Origin of the sequence: Streptomyces sp. NPDC051364 (assembly GCF_040682115.1) — a bacterium.
GTDB lineage: Bacteria > Actinomycetota > Actinomycetes > Streptomycetales > Streptomycetaceae > Streptomyces.
Window position 1 is genome coordinate 135,249 of the sequence record NZ_JBFBAH010000002.1, and the last position, 16,366, is coordinate 151,614.

16 protein-coding genes are annotated in these 16,366 nt (G+C 72.3%); 10 read left to right on the forward strand and 6 right to left on the reverse strand.

Annotated features, from left to right (window positions below):
- Positions 1 to 86: 86 nt before the first annotated feature.
- From AB0M76_RS04505 to AB0M76_RS04515, 3 genes are all read right to left on the reverse strand, one after another.
- Positions 87 to 557, reverse strand: coding sequence for a hypothetical protein (locus tag AB0M76_RS04505; RefSeq protein ID WP_365951493.1), 471 nt, complete (start codon positions 555 to 557; stop codon positions 87 to 89).
- Positions 558 to 691: 134 nt separating this feature from the next.
- Positions 692 to 1,321 (reverse strand): response regulator transcription factor, encoded by a 630-nt coding sequence (locus tag AB0M76_RS04510; RefSeq protein WP_266662296.1) that lies wholly within the window; start codon positions 1,319 to 1,321, stop codon positions 692 to 694.
- Complete coding sequence (locus AB0M76_RS04515) at positions 1,321 to 2,517, reverse strand: sensor histidine kinase (RefSeq protein ID WP_365951494.1); 1,197 nt, start codon at positions 2,515 to 2,517, stop codon at positions 1,321 to 1,323. Before AB0M76_RS04515 ends, AB0M76_RS04510 begins: the two co-directional genes overlap by 1 nt.
- Before the next feature lie 135 nt (positions 2,518 to 2,652).
- On the opposite strand from AB0M76_RS04515, the gene AB0M76_RS04520 reads away from it, so the two are divergent.
- Both AB0M76_RS04520 and AB0M76_RS04525 read left to right on the forward strand, forming a co-directional pair.
- Entirely contained in the window at positions 2,653 to 3,741 is a 1,089-nt protein-coding gene (locus AB0M76_RS04520; RefSeq protein ID WP_365951495.1) for an ABC transporter permease, read from the forward strand.
- A complete protein-coding gene (locus AB0M76_RS04525) occupies positions 3,738 to 4,439 on the forward strand; it encodes an ABC transporter ATP-binding protein (protein ID WP_365951496.1) in 702 nt (233 codons plus the stop codon). The genes AB0M76_RS04520 and AB0M76_RS04525 overlap by 4 nt, the downstream gene beginning before the upstream one ends.
- A gap of 156 nt (positions 4,440 to 4,595) precedes the next feature.
- On the opposite strand, the gene AB0M76_RS04530 is transcribed toward AB0M76_RS04525, so the two are convergent.
- Positions 4,596 to 5,399: an IclR family transcriptional regulator gene (locus AB0M76_RS04530; RefSeq protein WP_266662288.1), complete on the reverse strand. Its 804-nt coding sequence runs from the start codon at positions 5,397 to 5,399 to the stop codon at positions 4,596 to 4,598.
- A 328-nt stretch (positions 5,400 to 5,727) separates the two neighbouring features.
- Here AB0M76_RS04530 and allB point away from each other — a divergent pair, with 328 nt between their 5' ends.
- Positions 5,728 to 7,068, forward strand: coding sequence for an allantoinase AllB (gene allB / locus AB0M76_RS04535; protein ID WP_365951497.1), 1,341 nt, complete (start codon positions 5,728 to 5,730; stop codon positions 7,066 to 7,068).
- A 2-nt stretch (positions 7,069 to 7,070) separates the two neighbouring features.
- Entirely contained in the window at positions 7,071 to 8,192 is a 1,122-nt protein-coding gene (gene alc, locus AB0M76_RS04540; RefSeq protein WP_365951498.1) for an allantoicase, read from the forward strand.
- 111 nt (positions 8,193 to 8,303) lie between these two features.
- Here alc and AB0M76_RS04545 read toward each other — a convergent pair whose 3' ends face one another.
- A complete protein-coding gene (locus AB0M76_RS04545; RefSeq protein WP_365951499.1) occupies positions 8,304 to 9,044 on the reverse strand; it encodes an SDR family oxidoreductase in 741 nt (246 codons plus the stop codon).
- Between the two features lie 195 nt (positions 9,045 to 9,239).
- Between AB0M76_RS04545 and AB0M76_RS04550 the strand changes: the two genes are divergently transcribed.
- The 3 genes from AB0M76_RS04550 (at position 9,240) to AB0M76_RS04560 (ending at position 12,217) form a co-directional block, all read left to right on the forward strand.
- Positions 9,240 to 9,860 carry a dihydrofolate reductase family protein gene (locus AB0M76_RS04550; protein WP_365951500.1) on the forward strand — a complete coding sequence of 207 codons (621 nt, stop codon included), beginning with the start codon at positions 9,240 to 9,242 and terminating at the stop codon, positions 9,858 to 9,860.
- A gap of 166 nt (positions 9,861 to 10,026) precedes the next feature.
- Positions 10,027 to 10,944, forward strand: a complete 918-nt coding sequence (locus AB0M76_RS04555; protein WP_365951501.1) for a DMT family transporter — start codon at positions 10,027 to 10,029, stop codon at positions 10,942 to 10,944.
- Positions 10,945 to 11,023: 79 nt separating this feature from the next.
- Positions 11,024 to 12,217: a cytochrome P450 gene (locus AB0M76_RS04560; protein WP_365951502.1), complete on the forward strand. Its 1,194-nt coding sequence runs from the start codon at positions 11,024 to 11,026 to the stop codon at positions 12,215 to 12,217.
- Positions 12,218 to 12,262: 45 nt separating this feature from the next.
- Here the strand turns inward: AB0M76_RS04560 and AB0M76_RS04565 are convergent, their stop codons facing one another.
- A complete protein-coding gene (locus tag AB0M76_RS04565) occupies positions 12,263 to 13,267 on the reverse strand; it encodes a Gfo/Idh/MocA family oxidoreductase (protein ID WP_365951503.1) in 1,005 nt (334 codons plus the stop codon).
- A gap of 211 nt (positions 13,268 to 13,478) precedes the next feature.
- Here AB0M76_RS04565 and AB0M76_RS04570 point away from each other — a divergent pair, with 211 nt between their 5' ends.
- Genes AB0M76_RS04570 through AB0M76_RS04580 form a run of 3 tightly spaced genes read left to right on the forward strand, consistent with a single transcriptional unit; the run spans position 13,479 to position 16,365 of the window.
- Complete coding sequence (locus AB0M76_RS04570; RefSeq protein ID WP_365951504.1) at positions 13,479 to 14,459, forward strand: sugar ABC transporter substrate-binding protein; 981 nt, start codon at positions 13,479 to 13,481, stop codon at positions 14,457 to 14,459.
- On the forward strand, positions 14,456 to 15,487 hold the full coding sequence (locus AB0M76_RS04575; RefSeq protein WP_365951505.1) for an ABC transporter permease: 1,032 nt from the start codon (positions 14,456 to 14,458) through the stop codon (positions 15,485 to 15,487). The genes AB0M76_RS04570 and AB0M76_RS04575 overlap by 4 nt, the downstream gene beginning before the upstream one ends.
- On the forward strand, positions 15,487 to 16,365 hold the full coding sequence (locus tag AB0M76_RS04580; RefSeq protein ID WP_365951506.1) for an ATP-binding cassette domain-containing protein: 879 nt from the start codon (positions 15,487 to 15,489) through the stop codon (positions 16,363 to 16,365). Before AB0M76_RS04575 ends, AB0M76_RS04580 begins: the two co-directional genes overlap by 1 nt.
- Position 16,366: the final 1 nt, after the last annotated feature.

A 16,366-nucleotide genomic window follows, 5' to 3' on the forward strand; every position in this document is an offset into this window, starting at 1 on the left:
GTCGGCCGCCCGAAGGGCGGGCCAGGCCCCGCCGGCCTGGGGGCACCTCCCAGCGGTAGCTGGGGGAGGGACATCGACGACACGACCTACGGCTGCCGCTTGCGGAAGTAGCCGTTCGCGGCCGGGCGGAACATCAGGGCCACCGCGGTGAGGACGGCGGCCACGTGGACGGTCCGGCTGGCGCCGAAGAGCCAGTCGAGGGCGTCGGCCCGGCCGAGCGCCGCTGATATCGACCCGCCGTCGAGGAGGTGGCCGAGGGGCTGGACGACCATGGAGGCGGTGCCGAGGATGCCGAGGCCGACCGCGAGGGTCGTCCGGGCCCATCCGGCGCCGGCGCGCATGCGCCGCGCGATCAGGACGGCGGCGGTGAAGACGGTGAGGCGCACGGCCAGGCCGATGCCGATCCCGGGGGCGGAGGCCGTGCCGTCGGCGGCCATCCGGCCGACGGCGAGGGCGGTTTCGAAGGCCCCTGCGGCGACGGCGGTCAGCCAGAGGGCATGGGCGGTGCGGACGGCCTGCGGCGGGGTGACCGTGGCAGGTGCGGTCGTGGCGGACATCGGGGCTCGCTCTCGGGTCGGGGCTCGGTACCCGAATGCTTCCGGCCCGGCGTGCCCCGCGCCCACCTGCGCCCCGGTGTATCCGCCCGGGGGCTTGCCCTACTCTCCCCGGCGGAGGGCGCCGCGCGGCGGAGCTACGGGGTGCGGATGAGGCGGCGGGATGTGGCTGTGGCCACCGCTGAGGTGCGGGAGTCGACGCCGAGCTTCGCGTAGATGTGGACCAGGTGGGATTTGACCGTGGCCTGGCTCAGGAAGAGCTTCTTCGAGATCTGCTGGTTCGACAGGCCGTCCGCGACCAGCTGGAGCACCTCCAGCTCCCGCTTCGTCAGCGCCTCCGCGGGCGTGCGCATGCGGTCCATCAGGCGCAGTGCCACCGCCGGGGCCAGCGCCGACTGGCCCGCCGCCGCGGTGCGGACCGCCGCCGCCAGCTCCTCCGGCGGGGCGTCCTTCAGCAGGTAGCCCGACGCGCCCGCCTCCACCGCCGCCAGGATGTCCGCGTCCGTGTCGTACGTGGTCAGGACCAGGACCCTGGGGGCTCCGGGCCGGGCGGTGATCGCCGCCGTCGCCGCCGAGCCGTGCATGCCGGTGCCGAACTGGAGGTCCATCAGGACCACGTCCACCGGCTCCGAGGCGGCCAGCTCCACCGCCCGCTCGGCGGTGGCGGCCTCGGCGACCACCGCGAAGTCCGGCTCGGTGTCCAGCACCGCACGCAGCCCGGCCCGGACCACCGGGTGGTCGTCGGCCAGCAGCAGGCGGATCGTCATCAGGATGCCTCCAGGGGCAGCGGCAGGGTGACGGCCACGGCGGTGCCCTGGCCGGGGGAGGACTCGACCGTGAACAGGCCCCCGAGGGTCTCGGCCCGCGAGCGCATGGCGGGGAGGCCGAACCCGCCCTCGCCGGAGGGGGCGGAGGAGGGGTCGAAGCCGGTCCCGTCGTCCACGATGTCCAGCGTCACCGAGGCGTCCATGAAGGTCAGGGTGATCTCGGCGCGGTCCGCGCGCGCGTGGCGCACCACGTTGGCGAGCGCCGACTGGGCGATGCGGAGCAGGGCCACCTCGTACGGGGTGGGCAGGACCCGGGGCGCGCCGCTCAGGCAGAACCGGGCCCGCGGCCCCGGCGCGGCCGTGCACAGCCGCTCCAGCGCGGCGGCGAGGGAGCCGTGCTCCAGGTCGGGAGGTGTGAGCGCCCGTACGAAACGACGCGCCTCGGCGAGGTTCTCCTGGGCCGCCTCCCGGGCCTGGCCGATGTGTTCCAGGGCGGGAGCGTCCTGTGGAAGTGACCGCTCCGCCGCGCGGAGCAGGAGCTGGATCGAGGACAGGCCCTGGGCCAGGGTGTCGTGGATCTCCCTGGCCAGGCGTTCCCGCTCCGCCAGGATTCCGGCGTCCCGCTCGGCCACGGCCAGCTCGGCGCGGGTGGCGATGAGCTCCTCGATCAGCTCGCGGCGCCGTTCGCTCTCGCGGTACAGCGCCTGGTAGCCCAGTACGGTCGCCACCGCCACGGCCCCGCCGAGCAGCGGTCCGAGGAAGGCTCCGGGCGACACCGCGCTGCTCTGCGCGTGCGCCAGGAAACCGCCGATCGCCGCGCACGCGGTCACCGCGACGGCCGCGACGCCCCAGCGCAGCCGCAGCAGGTGCAGCTCCAGGAAATACAGCGGGAACGCGATCCACAGCCCGTCGGGGGAGAGCACCAGCAGCCCCGCCCAGGCCGCGCCCAGCCCGGCCAGCCACACCGCCCCGGCGCGCGGCGAGCGGTGCACCGCGGGGGTCAGTACGCCGGCCGCGTACACGGCGGCGAGCACCGCGCAGGCGGTGACCACCCATCCGGCGCGCGGCGCGGAGTCGGTGACGGCCCGCCCGGCGGCCAGCGCGAGCAGCCCGAACAGCAGCGCGTGCAGGCACAGGCGCAGGATGCGCGAGACGGGGGTGAGGGGACGCGGAGCGAGGGATTCCGGAGCAGCCATGGCCCGTCCAGCCTAAGTGGCCGTCCGCGCCCCCCCGGTCAATCGAAAGTTTGATGTCCGGATGCGTCCTTCGATACCAGGATCACTACCGTGGCGCGATGCCCTGTGCCCGCGCCGAGGACCAGGGTGGGGATCATGTTCGTCGCATGGAGAGATCTACGGTTCGCCAAGGGCCGCTTCGCCCTCATGGGCTCGGTCGTACTGCTGATCACGCTGCTGGTCGGTCTGCTGTCCGGGCTCACCGCCGGCCTGGCCCGGGAGAACATCTCGGCCGTCACCGGCCTGCCCGCCACCCACCTGGCCTTCGCCGCGCCGACGGGGGACCAGAAGGTGTCCTTCACCAACTCCCAGGTGCCCGAGAAGGCCTGGCAGGCCTGGCGGACGCAGCCCGGTGTGAAGTCGGCGCAGCCGCTCGGCATCCGCACCACCAACGCGGCGGCGGGCGAGCGCACCGCCGCCGTCTCGGTCTTCGGCGTCGACCCGGCCGGCCCCCTCCCGCCGCGCGGCAGTGGCCTCGCCCAGGGGCAGGTGGTCCTCACCGAGAAGGCCGCGAAGGAACTCGGCGGCCTCGCCGCCGGCGGCAAGCTGAAGATCGGCCCGCTCGAGCTGACCGTGGCCGCAGTCTCCGGCACCGCCGCGTACAGCCACACCCCGGTCGTCTGGATGGACCTCCACGACTGGCAGCGCATCGGCAACCCCGGCACCTCCATCGACACCCTCGCCACCGTGATCGCGCTCGACACCGCCGGATCGGCGGACCTCGCCGCCGGCGACAAGACGGCCGCCACCAAGGCCCGGACCATCGACGAGGCCCTCGGAGCCATAGGGTCCTACCAGGCCGAGAACGGCTCGCTCCAGCTGATGCGCGGCTTCCTCTTCGTCATCTCGGCCCTGGTCATAGGGGCCTTCTTCACCGTCTGGACGATCCAGCGCAGCGGGGACGTCGCCGTGCTGAAGGCACTGGGCGCCTCCACCCCGTACCTGCTGAAGGACGCGCTCGGCCAGGCCGTGGTCATGCTCGCGATCGGCACCGGCCTCGGTACGGCGATCGCCGCCGGGTTCGGCGCGCTGATCAGCGGGGGCAACGTGCCCTTCGTCCTCGACACCGCGACCGTGCTGGTGCCCGCCGCGATCATGATCGTGCTCGGCGCACTGGGTGCGGGCCTGTCCATCCGGCGGATCACCGCCGTCGACCCCCTGACCGCCCTAGGGAGCGCCCGATGACCCTCCTCGTGCACGACGTCACGCTCACCTATCCGGACGGCGAGAGCAGGCTCACCGCCCTCGACCGGGTCCGGCTGGACGTGCCCGCGGGCACGCTGACCGCGGTGATCGGACCCTCCGGTTCCGGCAAGTCCAGCCTGCTGGCCGTCGCCGCCACCCTGGTCACCCCGGACTCCGGGCAGGTGGTGGTGGCCGGCCAGGACACCGCGCGGCTGAGCGCGGCCGAGAAGTCGGCCCTGCGCCGCGAGAAGATCGGCATCGTCTTCCAGCAGCCGAACCTGCTGGCCTCGCTCACCGCCGCCGAGCAGCTCCAGGTGATGGCGCACCTCTCGGGCCGCCCGTCGCGGACGCTGCGCCGCCGCGCGCTGGAACTGCTGGACGCGGTGGGCCTGGCCGACAAGGCCGACAAGCGCCCCCACCAGCTCTCCGGCGGCCAGCGCCAGCGCATCAACATCGCCCGCGCCCTGATGAACGAGCCGGCCGTGCTCCTGGTCGACGAGCCGACGAGCGCCCTGGACCACGAGCGCGGTGCGGCCGTCCTCGACCTGCTGGTCACCCTGACCCGCGAGCGCTCCACCGCGACCGTGGTGGTCACCCACGACCACGCCCACCTGGAGCGGATGGACCGGACGGCGACGATGACGGACGGCCGCCTGACGGAGGCGGCATCGGAGCCGGAGTCCGTCCCGGCGGCCTGAGCGCCCGTACGCACGCGAAGGGCCCCGCCCCTCGCGCCAGGCGAAGGGCCCCACCCCTCGCGCCAGGCGAAGGGCCCCGCCCCTCGCACCACGCGAAGGCCCCGCCCCCTCGAACCAGAGGGGGCCGGGGCCTTTGCGTACGTACGGAGCCGGAACCTACGCGGGGTTCTGGCTCTGCAGGGCCACGGACAGGTCGGCCGCGACGTTCTGGAGGATCGGCACGAAGGACTCGGCCACGGCCTCGGTCACGCGGCCGGCCGGACCCGAGATGGAGATCGCGGCGGCGGTCGGCGAGTTCGGCACCGACACGGCGAGGCAGCGGACTCCTATCTCCTGCTCGTTGTCGTCGACCGCGTAGCCCACCTTGCGGACCTGCTCCAGGGCCTCCAGGAAGCCCTCGGGCGTGGTGATGGTCTTCTCGGTCGCGGCCGGCATCCCGGTGCGCGCCAGCAGGGCCCGTACCTCGTCGGCGGGGGTGTACGCGAGCAGCGCCTTGCCCACACCGGTGGAGTGCGGCAGCACCCGGCGGCCGACCTCGGTGAACATGCGCATGGAGTGCTTGGACGGCACCTGGGCGACGTAGACGATCTCGTCCCCGTCGAGCAGGGCCATGTTCGCCGTCTCGCCGGTCTCCTCGACCAGACGGGCGAGGTACGGCCGGGCCCAGGTCCCCAGGAGGCGCGACGCGGACTCGCCGAGGCGGATCAGCCGGGGGCCGAGGGAGTACCGTCGGTTGGGCTGCTGCCGGACGTAGCCGCATGCCACGAGGGTGCGCATGAGGCGGTGGATCGTCGGCAGCGGCAGACCGCTGGCGGTGGAGAGCTCGCTGAGGCCGACCTCGCCCCCGGCATCGGCCATGCGTTCGAGCAGATCGAAGGCGCGCTCGAGGGACTGAACGCCACCGCTGGCGGCGGTGGGCTTGGCGGAAGCGTCGGTGGTGCTGGCGCTGGACGTCGGCACGGCGCGGTCCTTTCGGTGCTGGCAGGCAAGGAATCAGCCTACCGGTCGGTCGGCGTCGGCCCTAGAGCCGGGTCGAAGCCGTCCCCGCCGGTCAGAGGGGGTTTGTCCGGGTGGTGGACGTCCTCGGGAAGTTACCCGCCCGCCCCCGGTGGTGATAGCTACATTCTGGATAGTGAAATCTTAATTCCATCCTGTGGAAACATCCAATTGCGACTCCGGTGTGTCAGTGCTCTGTCCGGACGCTCTTGACTGGCTCCGGATCGGCGGCGAGACTCCGTCAACAGAACGTTGAATTTCGCTCTGTGGAAGTAGATGGGGAGGTTCCGGCGTGTCCCACGACGTGGAACTGGTACTGCGCTCGACTCGCGTCATCACCCCCGGGGGGACGCGCGCCGCTTCGGTCGCCGTCGCCGCCGGGAAGATCGTCGCCGTACTGCCTCACGACGCCGGGGTGCCGGCCGGCGCCCGGCTCGAGGACTTCGGCGACGACGTCCTGCTCCCCGGCCTGGTCGACACCCACGTGCACGTGAACGACCCGGGCCGCACCGAGTGGGAGGGCTTCTGGACGGCCACCCGCGCCGCCGCGGCCGGAGGCGTCACCACGATCCTCGACATGCCCCTCAACTCCCTGCCGCCGACCACCACGGTCGACCACCTCCGCGTCAAGCAGGAGGTCGCCCGCACCAAGGCGCACGTGGACGTCGGCTTCTGGGGCGGCGCCCTGCCGGACAACGTCAAGGACCTGCGCCCGCTGCACGACGCCGGCGTCTACGGCTTCAAGTGCTTCCTGTCGCCCTCCGGCGTCGACGAGTTCCCCGAGCTCGACCAGGAGCGGCTGGCCACCTCCCTCGCCGAGATCACCGGCTTCGGCGGCCTGATGATCGTGCACGCCGAGGACCCGCACCACCTGGACTCCGCGCCGGCCGTCCCCGGACCCAAGTACGCAGACTTCCTCGCCTCCCGCCCGCGCGACGCCGAGAACACCGCGATCGGGAACCTGATCGCCCAGGCGAAGCGGCTGAACGCGCGCGTCCACGTACTGCACCTGTCCTCCTCCGACGCGCTGCCGCTGATCGCCGCCGCCAAGGCCGAGGGCGTACGGATCACCGTCGAGTCCTGCCCGCACTACCTCACCCTCACGGCCGAGGAAGTGCCCGACGGGGCCAGCGAGTTCAAGTGCTGCCCGCCCATCCGCGAGGCCGCCAACCAGGACCTCCTGTGGGGCGCGCTCGCCGACGGCACCATCGACTGCATCGTCTCCGACCACTCGCCCTCCACGGCGGACCTGAAGACGGACGACTTCGCGACCGCGTGGGGCGGCATCTCGTCCCTGCAGCTCGGCCTGCCGGCGATCTGGACCGAGGCCCGTCGCCGCGGACTCTCCCTCGAGGACGTCGTGCGCTGGATGTCCGCCGCTCCGGCCGCCCTCGCCGGACTGGCGCAGAAGGGCGCGATCGAGGCCGGCCGCGACGCCGACTTCGCCGTGCTTGCCCCCGAAGAAACGTTCACCGTGGACCCGGCCGAACTCCACCACCGCAACCGGGTCACGGCGTACGCGGGCAAGACCCTGCACGGCGTCGTGAAGTCCACCTGGCTGCGCGGTGCGCAGATCGCCGACCACGGCACCCCGACCGAGCCCACGGGCCGACTTCTCGAAAGGCAGAACTGACTGTGACGGCGATCCCTTCCTTCACCGGCAACGCGAACCCGTACGGAGGTGGCGACCCGTACGCGGACTACCGCACCGCGGACTTCCCCTTCACCCAGTACGCGAACCTCGCCGCCCGTGAGCTGGGCGCCGGTGTCATCGCCGCGAACGACGAGTTCTTCGCCCAGCGCGAGAACCTGCTGATCTCCGAGGCCGCGCACTTCGACCCCGAGGATTTCGGCCACAAGGGCAAGGTCATGGACGGCTGGGAGACCCGCCGCCGCCGTGGCGTCCGCGCCACCCAGCCCTGGCCGACCCCCGAGGACCACGACTGGGCGCTCGTACGCCTGGGCGCCCCCGGCGTCATCCGCGGCATCGTCGTCGACACCGCCCACTTCCGCGGCAACATGCCGCAGGCCGTCTCCATCGAGGCCACCAACTGGGCGGGCGCCCTCGCGCCGACCCCGGAGGAGCTCCAGGGCGACGACGTGAAGTGGACGACCATCGTCGCCCGCACCCCGGTCGGCGGCCACGCGGCCAACGGCTTCGAAGTGGACGTCGTACAGCGCTTCACGCACCTGCGCGTCAACCAGCACCCCGACGGCGGCATCGCCCGCCTGCGCGTCTACGGCGAGGTCCTGCCCGACCCGAAGTGGCTCGACGCGCTCGGCTCCTTCGACGTGGCGGCCCTGGAGAACGGCGGCTCCGTCCAGGACGCCTCCAACCGCTTCTACTCCCCGCCGACCAACACCATCAACCCGGGCCGCTCCCGCAAGATGGACGACGGCTGGGAGACCGCCCGCCGCCGCGACAACGGCAACGACTGGATCCGCTACCAGCTGGTGGCCGACTCCGAGATCCGCGCCGTCGAGATCGACACCGCCTACCTCAAGGGCAACTCGGCCGGCTGGGCCTCGCTGTCCGTCAAGTCCGGCGAGGAGGGCGAGTGGACGGAGTTCCTGCCGCGCACCCGCCTGCAGCCCGACACCAACCACCGCTTCGTACTGGACACCCCGGCGGTCGGCAGCCACGTCCGGATCGACATCTTCCCGGACGGCGGCTTCTCCCGTCTGCGCCTGTACGGCTCGCTGACGGAGGCCGGCGCGGCCGCGCTGACCGCCCGCCACCAGGAGCTGGGCGGCTGACGCCGGCCGGTTCCTCGTGACTGCCCCGGGGGCCGACACCCCCGGGGCCCGCACGGCCCGACGGGGCGCACCGCAGCAGCGGTGCGCCCCGTCGGCGTATCCCCGTAGGTGTTACGCCGCGTGGCCGCCGTCCACCGCGAACTCGGCGCCCGTCACATAGGCGGCGTCCGGACCGGCGAGGAAGGACACCATGGCCGCCACCTCCTGCGCGGTGCCGAAGCGCCCGAGGGTGGTCAGTGCACTCTGCGCGGCGGCGTGGGGGCCGTCCGCCGGGTTCATGTCGGTGTCCACCGGGCCCGGGTGCACGAGGTTCGCGGTGATGCCGCGCCCGCCGAGCTCCCGCGCCAGCGCCTTGTTCAGGCCGGTCAGCGCGGCCTTGCTCATCGCGTACAGGGTGCCGCCCGGGCCGGGGACCCGCGCGGCCATGCAGCTGCCGATGGTGACGATCCGGCCGCCGGAGCCCATCCGTGCGGCCGCGGCCTGGGTGGTCAGGAACACGCCGCGCACGTTGACCGCCAGTACCCGGTCCACCTCGGCCAGGGTCAGGGCGTCCAGCGGCCCGAGTACGCCGATGCCCGCGTTGTTCACGAGTGCGTCGAGCCGCCCCAGGCCCCGTACGGTCTGCTCCACCGCGGCGACCGCCTGCGCCGGGTCGCCCACGTCGGCCCGGACCGCCAGGGCGCGGCGGCCGAGCGCCTCGATCTTGCCCACGACCTCCGCCGCGGCCTCCGCGCCGCTGACGTAGGTGAGCGCGACGTCGATGCCGTCCTGCGCCAGCCGCAGGGCGGTGGCCGCCCCGATGCCGCGGCTGCCGCCGGTCACCAGTGCCACCGCCGTGTCGTTGCTGCTCATGGTCCTTCTCCCTCGTTCTCGCTGCCCGATAGGTCGTTGCGAGTTCAATGAAATAGGGGGAGGGGAGCGGGCGCTGGCGGGAATCGGACCTCGCGTTCGCGCGCGCCGCGCCGATGAGTTCCGGGGCTGCCGGGAGTCTGAACCCGTGCAGGGGAAACCCGTGCAGGAGACACCGGACGCAAGGAGTGCAGAGCCATGGGCAAGCTGACCCTCACCACCTTCGTGACCCTCGACGGAGTGATGCAGGCCCCCGGCGGGCCGGAGGAGGACCCCAGCGGCGGGTTCGAGTACGGCGGCTGGCTGACGCCGTTCTACGACGAGGGCGTGGGGGCGTTCACCACCGAGCTGTTCGACCGGGCCGCGGCCTTCCTGCTCGGGCGCCGGACGTACGAGATCTTCGCCGACTACTGGCCGAAGAGGACCGACCCCACCGACCCGATCGCGAGCAGGCTGAACGGCCTGCCGAAGTACGTGGCCTCGACCACCCTCAAGGAACCGGCCTGGGCGGGGACCACCATCATCGACGGGGAGCAGCTCCAGAGCGAGATCATGCGGATCAAGGACGGGCTGGAGGGGCACCGGGAGCTCCAGGTGCACGGCAGCGGGCAGTTGGCCCAGTGGCTGCTGGCGCGGGACCTCGTGGACGAGCTGAACCTGGAGGTGTACCCCGTCTCCCTGGGCGCCGGACGGCGGCTGTTCCCGACGGGCGGGCTGCCCACGGCCTATGAGCTGGCCGCCTCGCGCACGACGCCGAACGGCGCCGCCATCCTCACGTACCGCCCGACGGGCCGGCCCACCTTCGGTACCTTCGGCTGATCCCCGTCGACGCCGACGCCGACCGGGGCCCGGCGTACGGGTCCCGGGCGGGCCGGGCGGGCCCGGGTGAAACCGCTCGACCGCCATGATCGGCTCCGGTACGGTGAGCCGCGCCCGAGGGAGCCGCCGAAGTCTCCACCCGCTTCACGCCGATGGAGAGTCCCTGGTGAGCTCGTCCGCCCTCCTTGCACGCGCTGCCGCCCCCCGCCGGGCCTGGCTCGCCGATCTGCCCGTCCTCGCCGTCGCCGTCGTCTGGGGCGGCAGCTATCTCGCCGCCAAGGGCATCACCACGGGCCACACCGTGATCGCCGTCCTCGTCCTGCGCTTCGCGCTCGTACTGCCCGTGCTCGCCGTCGCCGGGTGGCAGCGGCTGCGGGCGCTCACCGCCGGGCAGGTGCGCGGCGCGGGCCTGCTGGGGCTCGTACTCGGCGGGATCTTCCTGCTGGAGACCTACGGGGTCGTGCACACGTCCGCCACGAACGCCGGGCTGATCATCAGCCTGACCATGATCTTCACCCCGCTCGCCGAGGCCGCCGTACGGCGCAAGGCCCCGTCGGGCGCCTTCCTCGCGGGAGCTGTGGCCTCCCTCGCCGGCGTCGTCCTGCTCACCCAGGGCGCCGGGTTCACCGTCCCCGGCACCGGCGACCTGCTCATTCTCGGCGCGGCGCTCGCCCGGACCCTGCACGTCCTGCTGATGGCCCGGATCAAGGCCGTCCAGGACGCCGACTCGCTGTCGCTGACCACCGTTCAGTTCGGCGGCGCCGTTCTCGTCTTCGCCGTACTGGCCGCCGTGCCCGGCACCGGCGACAGCCCCTGGGCGGCCGCCGCCGGCTTCGGGGCCGCCGAGTGGGCGGGGCTCGCCTTCCTCTCCGTCTTCTGCACCCTCTTCGCCTTCTTCGTGCAGATGTGGGCCGTACGCCGCTCCTCGCCCTCCCGGGTCAGCCTGCTGCTCGGCACCGAACCCCTGTGGGCGGCCGCGGCCGGCATCGCCATCGGCGGCGAACACCTCGGCCCGGCCGGCCTCGTGGGCGCCGCTCTCGTCCTCGGCGGCACGGCCTGGGGCCGCCGCGCCGTGGCCGGATGACCTCGGATGTCGTCCGATCTCGGGCGCATGACCGGAAATCGATGGTCCCAGCACCGAGCGGTCACATTAATGTGACCGCATGCCACAACCGGACATCAGCGTGAACGACGCAGACTTCCACGCAGACCCCTACTCCTTCTACGCCCGGCTGCGCGCGGCGGGACCGGTGCACCAGGTCGAGGTCACGGCCGCCGAGTACGCGCCGACCTTCCTGGTCGTCGGCTACGAAGAGGCCCGCCACGCCCTCAACCACCCGGGTCTTTCGAAGAACTGGATCAGCAGCGCAGTCCTGCCGGGCATTGCGACCACCCCCGCCAACAGCAACATGCTGGAGGCCGACCCGCCGCACCACACCCGGCTGCGCCGCCTGGTCGCCCGCGAGTTCACCGCCCGCCGGGTGCAGGCGATGCGCCCCCGCGTCCAGCAGATCACCGACGACCTGCTCGACGCGATGGCCGGCCGCCCGCAGCGCACCGCCGACCTGATCAAGGCCCTGGCCTTCCCGCTGCCCATGACCGTCATCGGCGAACTCCTCGGCGTCCCCGACCTGGACCGCGAGCGCTTCAGCCACTGGTCCAAGGAGGTCCTCGCGCCCACCTCCGCCACCCCGAGCACCACCGCGCACCAGAAGCTCGGCGACTACCTCGCGGAGCTCGTCGAGGCCAAAGCCAAGGACCCCGGCGAGGACCTGCTCAGCGCCCTCATCCGGACCCGCGACGAGGACGGCGACGCGCTGTCGCCCGACGAGCTGATCGGCATGGCCTTCCTGCTGCTGATCGCCGGACACGAGACCACCGTCAACCTCATCTCCAACGGCACGCGCGCCCTGCTGGCCCACCCGGACCAGCTGGCCGCCCTGCGCACCGACCCCGACGGCCTGCTCGACGGCGCGATCGAGGAGATGCTCCGCTACGACGGCCCGGTGCAGAACACCACCTACCGCTACGCCCGCGAGGACATGGAGATAGGCGGCACCGCCGTCCCGGCCGGAGCCACCGTCCTCGTCTCGCTGGCCGGCGCGGACCGCGACCCCGTGCGGTACGAGGCGCCCGACACGTTCGACATCCGGCGCGCCCCGCAGGGCCACCTCGCCTTCGGGCACGGACTGCACTTCTGCATCGGCGCCCCGCTGGCCCGGATGGAGGGCCGCATCGCGATCCGCGGGCTGCTGGAGCGCTTCCCGGACCTGGCCGAGGACCCCGCCGGGGAGGCGCCGACGTACATCGGGGGCAGCCTGATCCGGGGCGTGACCCGACTGCCGGTGCGCTGGTAGCCGCCGCCCGTGGCCGATCCCGTACCGCAGCCGTCCCCGGGGCCCCTACAGGTCCGGGAGCTCCGCCATCCGGACCGGGCGGCGCTCCCGGCGCGACAGCTCGCAGGCCTCCGCGATCCGCAGCGCGGCCAGCGCCTCCCGGCCGTCGCACGGGTTGGGGCCGTCGCCGCGCACCAGCCGGACGAAGGCCGCCAGCTCCGCCTCGTACGCGGGGGCGAACCGCTCCAGGAACCCCGTCCACGGTTTGCTCGCCGGGGGCGGGCCCTGCGGTTCGGTCGAGGCGATCGGCGTACGGTCGTCCAGCCCGGAGGAAACCTGGTCGAGCTCCCCGGCCAGTTCCATCCGCACGTCGTACCCGGCACCGTTGCACCGGGTGCCCGTACAGGTGGCCAGGGTCCCGTCGTCCAGGGTGAGGAGGGCGACCGCGGTGTCCACGTCGCCGACCTCCCGGAACATCGCCGGACCCGCGTCGGAGCCGGTCGCGTAGACCTCCGTCACCTCGTGCCCGGTCACCCAGCGGACCATGTCGAAGTCGTGCACCATGCAGTCCCGGTACAGGCCTCCGGAGGTCGCCAGGTAGGCGGCGGGCGGCGGCGCCGGATCGGCGGTCATCGTCCGCACGGTGTGCAGCCGGCCCAGGGCTCCGGAGCGCACCAGCTCGCGCGCGGTGCGGCAGCCCGCGTCGAAGCGGCGCATGAAGCCCAGCTGGAGCACCCCGTCCGCGGCGGTGACCTCGCGCAGTACGGCCAGCGTCCGGGCAAGGTCGGTGGCCAGGGGCTTCTCGCAGAACACCGGGAGTCCGCCGCGGATCGCCCGCAGGACCAGCTCCGCGTGCCCGTCGGTGGCGCAGGCGACGACCACGGCGTCCACACCCCACGTGAAGACCTGCTCCACGGAGGGCGCGGCGGTCGCCCCCAGCCGGTCGGCGATGCGCGCCGCACGCGCGGGATCGGCGTCGGCGAGCAGCAGCGAGCCGGCGTCCGGGTGGCGGGCCAGTGCCGCCGCGTGGAAGGAGCCGATCCGGCCCGTTCCGATCACCCCGATGCGCATGCACTCAAAGTGACCCCGTCGGAGGTGGCTGTCAATCTGCCCGACAGTACCCGGATGGCCCAGATGACCTCGAAGGCCCCGATGACCGCACATGGTCCACTGTGGCGGATACTGAGCGGCTGGAACCGGAATGACCGCTTTGACATCAGCAGCATGCAGGACGAGGGAAGGGCACGCAGACGTGGCTAGGGTTCGGACAGGGGTACGCGTCGTGGGCGCCGTGCTCGCGACGGTACTGGGAGCCTCCCTCGTGGGCTGCAGCAGTACCGGCGGCAAGCGTGCCGAGGACCGGGCGAAGGCCGCCCAGGCGGGCCGGCCCGCCGTGTCCACCCCGCGCTGGACCTTCGCGATGGTCACCCACGCGGGCGACGGTGACACCTTCTGGGACATCGTCCAGAAGGGCGCCAAGGAGGCCGCGGCGAAGGACAACATCAACTTCGTCTACGCCCACGACGACCAGGCACAGCAGCAGGCCCAGTTCGTACAGAACGCCATCGACCAGAAGGTCGACGGGATCGTGGTGAGCCTGGCCAAGCCCGAGGCGCTCAAGGACGTCATCGGCAAGGCCGTCAAGGCCGGCATCCCGGTGATCACGGTCAACTCGGGATCCGCGCAGTCCGCCGCGTACGGCGCCCTCACCCACATCGGCCAGGACGAGCAGATCGCCGGCGAGGCGGTCGGCACCGAGCTGACCAAGCGGGGCAAGAAGAAGGCCGTCTGCGTCCTGCACGAGCAGGGCAACGTCGGCCACGAGCAGCGCTGCGCCGGGGCGAAGAAGACCTTCGGCGGGACGATGGAGAACCTGTACGTCGAGGGCACCAACATGCCCTCCGTCCAGGCGGCCATCCAGGCGAAGCTCCAGGCCGACCCGTCGGTCGACGCGATCGTCACCCTCGGTGCCCCCTTCGCCCCGACGGCGGTCAAGGCGAAGGACGCGGCGGGCAGCAAGGCCGAGGTCGACACCTTCGACCTCAACGCGTCCGTGGCCCGCGACCTCAAGTCCGGCGCCCTCGGCTTCGCCGTCGACCAGCAGCCCTACCTCCAGGGCTACGAGGCCATCGACCTGCTCTGGCTGTACCGCTACAACGCGAACGTGCTCGGCGGCGGCGGCCCCGTGCTGACCGGCCCGCAGATCGTGACGGCCGACGAGGCCGGCAAGCTGGAGGAGTTCATCAAGCGGGGCAGCCGATGAGCACGGCAACGGCCGTCGACGAACGGCTCGCCCCCACCTCCCTGGTCCGCAAGCTGCTCGGCCGCCCCGAGCTCGGCGCGGTCGTCGGCGCCGCCGCCGTCTTCGTCTTCTTCTCGATCGCCGCGCCCAGCTTCCTGCAGGCCTCCAGCCTGAGCACGATCCTGTACTCGGCCTCCACCATCGGGATCATGGCCTGCCCGGTGGCCCTGCTGATGATCGGCGGCGAGTTCGACCTCTCCGCCGGCGTCACGGTCACCACCTCGGCGCTGGTCAGCTCGATGGTCAGCTACCAGATGACCGCGAACGTGTGGGTGGGCGTCGGGGTGTCCCTGCTGGTCACCCTGGCCATCGGCTTCTTCAACGGGTTGATGCTGACCCGCACCAAGCTGCCCAGCTTCATCATCACGCTCGGCACCTTCCTGATGCTGACCGGCCTGAACCTCGGCTTCACCAAGTTGATCAGCGGCTCCGTCTCGACGAAGACCATCGCCGACATGGAGGGCTTCGACTCCGCCCGCGCGCTCTTCGCCTCGCAGTGGAATGTCGGCTCGGTCACGCTCAAGGTCACCATCCTGTGGTGGCTGGCCCTGGTCGCCGTCGCCACCTGGATCCTGCTGCGCACCCGAGCCGGCAACTGGATCTTCGCGGTCGGCGGCGGGGCGGACGCGGCCCGCGCGACCGGCGTCCCGGTCGTCAAGACCCGTATCGGCCTCTACATGGGCGTCGCCCTGTGCGCCTGGATCTCCGGGCAGCACATCCTCTTCTCGTTCGACGTGGTCCAGTCGGGCGAGGGCGTGGGCAACGAGTTCCTGTACATCATCGCGGCCGTCATCGGCGGCTGCCTGATGACCGGCGGCTACGGCTCCGCCATCGGCTCGGCCGTCGGCGCCTTCATCTTCGGCATGACCAGCAACGGCATCGTCTACGCACAGTGGAACCCGGACTGGTTCAAGTTCTTCCTCGGCGCGATGCTCCTGCTGGCGACGCTGCTCAACGCATGGGTCCGCAAGCGGGCGGAGGCGAAGTGATGACCGAGACCGTGTCCGCGACCCCGTACGAGAAGTCCTCCGCGCCGGCGCTCGTGAAAATGACCGACGTCAGCAAGTACTACGGCAACATCCGGGCCCTCCAGGGGGTCTCCCTGGAGGTGCACGCCGGCGAGATCACCTGTGTCCTCGGCGACAACGGCGCCGGCAAGTCCACCCTCATCAAGATCATCGCGGGGCTGCACCGGCACGACGCCGGCCGCTTCGAGATCGAGGGCGAGGAGACCGCGCTCGCCAACCCGCGCGCCGCCCTCGACCACGGCATCGCCACCGTCTACCAGGACCTGGCCGTCGTCCCGCTCATGCCCGTCTGGCGGAACTTCTTCCTAGGCTCCGAGCCCACCAAGGGCCGCGGCCCCTTCCGCCGCCTCGACGTGGAGTTCATGCGCGAGACCACCCGCGCCGAGCTGCTGCGCATGGGCATCGACCTACGCGACGTCGACCAGCCGATCGGCACCCTGTCCGGCGGTGAGCGGCAGTGCGTGGCCATCGCCCGCGCCGTCCACTTCGGCGCGAAGGTCCTCGTACTCGACGAGCCCACTGCCGCCCTCGGCGTGAAGCAGTCCGGCGTGGTCCTCAAGTACGTCGCCGCAGCCCGCGACGCCGGTCTCGGCGTGGTCCTCATCACGCACAACCCGCACCACGCCTACCTGGTCGGGGACCGGTTCGTGCTGCTCAAGCGCGGCACCATGGCCGGCAGCCACACCCGCGACTCGATCACCCTGGACGAGCTCACCCGGCAGATGGCGGGCGGCTCCGAGCTGGACGAGCTGAGCCACGAACTGGAGCGGGTGGCAGAATCAGGACCGGACCACCCGTCCGGAGCAGCCGATCCGGCGTCCGGCACCACCGCACCCTGAG

Excerpts from the sequence above, each read along its gene's own strand:
- AB0M76_RS04545 (WP_365951499.1), bottom strand. The coding sequence starts at position 9,044 with ATGAGCAGCAACGACACGGCGGTGGCACTGGTGACCGGCGGCAGCCGC.
- AB0M76_RS04550 (WP_365951500.1), top strand. The coding sequence starts at position 9,240 with ATGGGCAAGCTGACCCTCACCACCTTCGTGACCCTCGACGGAGTGATG.
- AB0M76_RS04505 (WP_365951493.1), bottom strand. The coding sequence starts at position 557 with ATGTCCGCCACGACCGCACCTGCCACGGTCACCCCGCCGCAGGCCGTC.
- AB0M76_RS04515 (WP_365951494.1), bottom strand. The coding sequence starts at position 2,517 with ATGGCTGCTCCGGAATCCCTCGCTCCGCGTCCCCTCACCCCCGTCTCG.
- AB0M76_RS04565 (WP_365951503.1), bottom strand. The coding sequence starts at position 13,267 with ATGCGCATCGGGGTGATCGGAACGGGCCGGATCGGCTCCTTCCACGCG.
- AB0M76_RS04580 (WP_365951506.1), top strand. The coding sequence starts at position 15,487 with ATGACCGAGACCGTGTCCGCGACCCCGTACGAGAAGTCCTCCGCGCCG.
- AB0M76_RS04510 (WP_266662296.1), bottom strand. The coding sequence starts at position 1,321 with ATGACGATCCGCCTGCTGCTGGCCGACGACCACCCGGTGGTCCGGGCC.
- AB0M76_RS04520 (WP_365951495.1), top strand. The coding sequence starts at position 2,653 with ATGTTCGTCGCATGGAGAGATCTACGGTTCGCCAAGGGCCGCTTCGCC.
- AB0M76_RS04560 (WP_365951502.1), top strand. The coding sequence starts at position 11,024 with ATGCCACAACCGGACATCAGCGTGAACGACGCAGACTTCCACGCAGAC.
- AB0M76_RS04525 (WP_365951496.1), top strand. The coding sequence starts at position 3,738 with ATGACCCTCCTCGTGCACGACGTCACGCTCACCTATCCGGACGGCGAG.
- AB0M76_RS04575 (WP_365951505.1), top strand. The coding sequence starts at position 14,456 with ATGAGCACGGCAACGGCCGTCGACGAACGGCTCGCCCCCACCTCCCTG.